Source organism: Nostoc sp. 106C (genome assembly GCF_002154725.1).
Classification (GTDB): Bacteria; Cyanobacteriota; Cyanobacteriia; order Cyanobacteriales; family Nostocaceae; genus Aulosira.
On sequence record NZ_MTAW01000094.1, the window covers coordinates 1 to 4,434 of the forward strand.

Here is a 4,434-nt window from a genome sequence, read left to right on the forward strand (position 1 = left end):
CTGCCTCCTGCCTCCTGCCTCATCCCAACGATAAATATTCACGCCGACCTACTTACAACAACTGAATCAAAAAACAAACACTGACATTTAAGGTTTTTATCAAACTATTTACTGCTAATAGATTGTTAAAATTTATACACTTGTAACTCATCCATCTAATTATTTAGGCGGGTATATCGTGTACACCTATCCACCCATTTCTGCTCTTGCGTTTACTTGCAGAAACATTTGTACTAGCTTTTTTCTGATGTTGCAGGATTCTAGGTGAATCTTCCAATACTTCTGATAATGAAGTAGAGTTTACCTCCCATACTGGCATTTCTTGCCAACAGTGACGGCAGAACCAGTAAACTTCAGAACCGCGTAGGTGTTGCAACAATATATTAGAACAGCAAGGACAGTAACTCATATTTGTGAAATCCTTTTAATAAAGCAGGCTGAAGAATCTGGATCTAGGGAATAAAGAGAAATATAAGTAGTGGAAATAAAAAACTACTCTTGATGCTTTAACCATAATTTTGAAATGTGAGGAACTTGTGAGGAAGGTTAAGTTTTTTACCTCTTCGTCATATTTATATATATTTCGCAATACATCACTTAGCTGCCTGATAAATGCACAGCCGCTCTCAAAAAAGAACTGTAGAGCTTGCTTATATTAATTATTTTCAGCTTCTTTACAAGAGAACTACTTCCTCACAAGATCCTCAAATTATCTTCGTATAAACATAAGTGTGAGACTTAGGAATAGAAAAATTTATTACAACCATCTTAAGTATCTCTATGTGTTAAAGGAATTTAAATCATGGTAGAAATGCTGCACAATCAAGAAATAAAACGCCCAGTCTCCAAAGAACAGGCCTTAGTGTTGCCTTTGGGCGAAGTTGGGATTGCAGACATTCCTTTAGTAGGTGGCAAAAACGCTTCTCTGGGAGAAATGATTCAGCAACTCAGGCGCAAAGGGGTAAAAGTTCCTACAGGATTTGCTACCACAGCCTACGCTTATAGGTACTTCATTTCTGCGGCTGGTTTAGAAACTAAACTCAGAGAGATTTTTGCAGATTTAAATGTTGAAGATGTCAATAATCTGCGGCGTTGTGGTAAAAGAGCTAGATTATTAATGCTACAAACTCGGTTTCCTTTAGAATTGCAGGAAGCGATCGCCCAAGCTTACCAAAGTCTCTGTCAGCAATATGATGCCGATACCGATGTCGCAGTCCGCTCCAGTGCTACTGCTGAAGACCTCCCCGACGCCAGTTTTGCCGGACAGCAAGAAACTTATTTGAATGTCCACGGACTCGAAGTTGTATTACAAGCTTGTCACAAATGCTTTGCCTCGATTTTTACTGACCGTGCCATTTCCTATCGACAAATCAAAGGTTTCGATCACTTCAACATCGCTCTATCGGTAGGTGTGCAAAAAATGGTACGTTCTGACCTGGCTAGTTCAGGCGTTATGTTCTCCATTGACACAGAAACAGGTTTTAGAGATGCTGCCTTAATTACTGCTGCTTACGGTTTGGGTGAAAACGTCGTCCAAGGAGCAGTTAACCCAGATGAATATTTAGTATTTAAACCTACATTAAAACAGGGATATCGCCCTATTCTTAAAAAGCGCCTTGGTAGTAAAGAAATTAAGATGATTTATGACCTTGGTGGCTCAAAATTGACTAAGAATATTCCAGTTGTACCCTCTGAACGCAACGTATTTGCTCTCTATGATGAGGAGATTTTGCAACTTGCTCACTGGGCTTGCATTATTGAAGAACACTATTCCCAAGTGCGTGGTACTTATACGCCAATGGATATTGAGTGGGCAAAAGACGGTATCAGTAATGAACTGTTTATTGTGCAAGCACGTCCAGAAACAGTGCAGTCTCAGAAGATAGCAAATGTACTGCGTAGTTATCATCTGGGAGCGAAAGCAGAGGAGAACACAGATAATTCCTCACCTCAACCCCTTGTACCTATTGTCACAGGCCGGAGTGTTGGTGAGATGATCGGTCAAGGTCAAGCCAGAGTCATCTTTGACGTGCATCAAATTCATCAGTTTCAATCAGGAGAAATACTGGTAACAAACCGCACTGACCCAGATTGGGAACCAATTATGAAACGTGCCAGTGCGATCGTCACCAACTCTGGCGGACGCACCTGTCACGCAGCAATTATTGCCAGAGAGTTGGGAATTCCCGCGATCGTCGGTTGTGGTAATGCCACTACTGTATTAAAAACTGGGCAAGAAATTACCGTCAGTTGTGCAGAAGGTGAAACCGGAAAAGTTTACCAAGGTTTATTGCCCTACGAAATCCAAGAATTAGCATTAGAGAAATTGCCCCATCCCCACACACAAATCATGATGAATGTGGGCAACCCCGAAGAAGCATTTGGCTTCGCAGCCATTCCTAATGACGGGGTGGGATTAGCGCGGATGGAATTTATTATCGCTAACCAAATCAAAGCTCATCCTTTAGCATTAATTCACTTTGATCGGTTAGAAGACGAACTTGCTAGATACAAAATTGCTGAATTAACTCCTCAATATGAAAACAAAGCACAATTCTTTGTGGATAAATTAGCTGAGGGTATTGGAACTATAGCAGCTGCTTTCTATCCAAAACCTGTAATTGTCCGGCTTTCAGATTTCAAGAGTAACGAATACGCCAATCTTTTGGGAGGTAAACAATTTGAACCCACAGAAGAAAACCCGATGATTGGCTGGCGTGGTGCTTCTCGTTACTATGACGATCGCTATCGCGAAGGTTTTGCTCTAGAGTGTCAGGCGATGAAGCAAGTACGGGATGAAAAGGGCTTAACTAATGTGATTTTGATGATACCCTTTTGCCGTACCCCACAAGAAGGTGAGCGTGTATTGGCTGAGATGGCAAAACATGGTTTGGTGCGGGGAGAAAACGGTTTGCAAGTCTATGTAATGTGTGAATTGCCTAGTAACATATTTCTAGCAGACGAGTTTTGTCAGATATTTGATGGCTTTTCTATTGGTTCAAATGATTTGACACAATTAACTCTCGGACTAGATCGAGATTCGGAGTTGGTAGCACATCTATTTGACGAACGTAATCAAGCTGTGAAGCGGATAATTGCTAAAGCAATTCGCACAGTTAAAAAACACGGAGGTAAAATTGGTATCTGTGGTCAAGCACCTAGCGATTACCCAGAATTTGCCCGGTTCCTTGTAGAACAGGGAATTGATTCGATTAGTCTCAACCCTGATTCTGTACTGAAGACACTGCTGGAAATCGCCATTGCAGAAGTAGGTAAGCAGTGAAGGATGATGAGCGAATAAAGGGGATTAAGAAGGAGGGGGGTAAGAATTCGAGTTCTTCAGAGAATGGGATTTTCTCTCACCGTAGCCACACGTCAGTGAACAAAAGTCTTGCCGTTCCCTTTTATAAAACCAATGTGGATATTACTGAACTGCAAACCGCTACATCATGTTCAAAAATTTTTATGCTGTAGTAATTTGTAATAGATTGCATTGAAATAATGAGTAATTTACGTTATTATACTTACGCTATTATGTAATCACCGAAGTAATAAATAATTAAAGAATATATGAGTCAGAATTTAGATATTCAAGAATTTGTCATAGCGATCGCAGTTAAACAGCAAAATCCTACAGTTTTGACAGCAGATTTTTTGAAATATAGTGGTATCGTCCCTAGTGACTGGGAACTAGCTCGACCACCCATCTTAACGAATGCTGCGGCTCAGGTGGTTTTTCAAAATGGTGTCAGTATAATTGCAGAAGTCAATAGAATTGTTTTCTCCGAGCTAATTGCTAGTAAAGAACCTCAAGATGTGTCTATTCCAGTAATAGCTCGCAAGTATGTTGAGACATTGACTCAAGTCAACTATCAGGGGATTAGCAATAATTTTAGGGGCTATGTTCTTTTCGACCAGAATAATAGCACACCTCGTAATTACATTTTTGGCAACCTGTTAAAACCTGGGCTTTGGCAAGAGTTTGGTACATCTCCTGTCCAAGCTGCGTTGCGATTTATTTACACCCTCAAAGAAGCGCAACTATTCTTAGATGTTAATGAAGTTGGACTACAATTGCCAGATAAATCCTTGCTGCCAGCGATTTTATTTTCTGCTAATGTTAGCCACACAATAGTTCAAGATGACCCAGGTCAACGTTTAGCTAACCTAGTTCAGGTAATTGGCAACTGGCACACTGATTTAGAAACTTACAAAGAAGTTGTTAATACTAAGTTTTTAACGTCTGGTAACTATCAAGTTAATTTAGCACCAGATGAATCATTCATTTTTCCTAAGTAAGCAATTTGAGAGTAGGTTTAACTTCTTTCTAATCGCCAAAGCAAGGGTGGAATCTCAGTGAAATAAACTGGATTTAGATACCCGACTTCTTTAAGGATACTGCTGGCGAATTGAGGGTAAGACCCCTCAAGCTAA

At 40.3% G+C, this 4,434-nt stretch carries 3 protein-coding genes; 2 read left to right on the forward strand and 1 reads right to left on the reverse strand.

Annotated features, from left to right (window positions below; genetic code table 11):
- Window positions 1–163: 163 nt before the first annotated feature.
- Window positions 164–409, reverse strand: coding sequence for a hypothetical protein (locus BV375_RS11750; RefSeq protein ID WP_086760615.1), 246 nt, complete (start codon window positions 407–409; stop codon window positions 164–166).
- Between the two features lie 393 nt (window positions 410–802).
- Between BV375_RS11750 and ppsA the strand changes: the two genes are divergently transcribed.
- Window positions 803–3,283, forward strand: coding sequence for a phosphoenolpyruvate synthase (gene ppsA, locus BV375_RS11755; protein ID WP_086760617.1), 2,481 nt, complete (start codon window positions 803–805; stop codon window positions 3,281–3,283).
- Between the two features lie 287 nt (window positions 3,284–3,570).
- Window positions 3,571–4,299 (forward strand): hypothetical protein, encoded by a 729-nt coding sequence (locus BV375_RS11765; protein WP_086760621.1) that lies wholly within the window; start codon window positions 3,571–3,573, stop codon window positions 4,297–4,299.
- The last annotated feature ends 135 nt before the right edge of the window (window positions 4,300–4,434 follow it).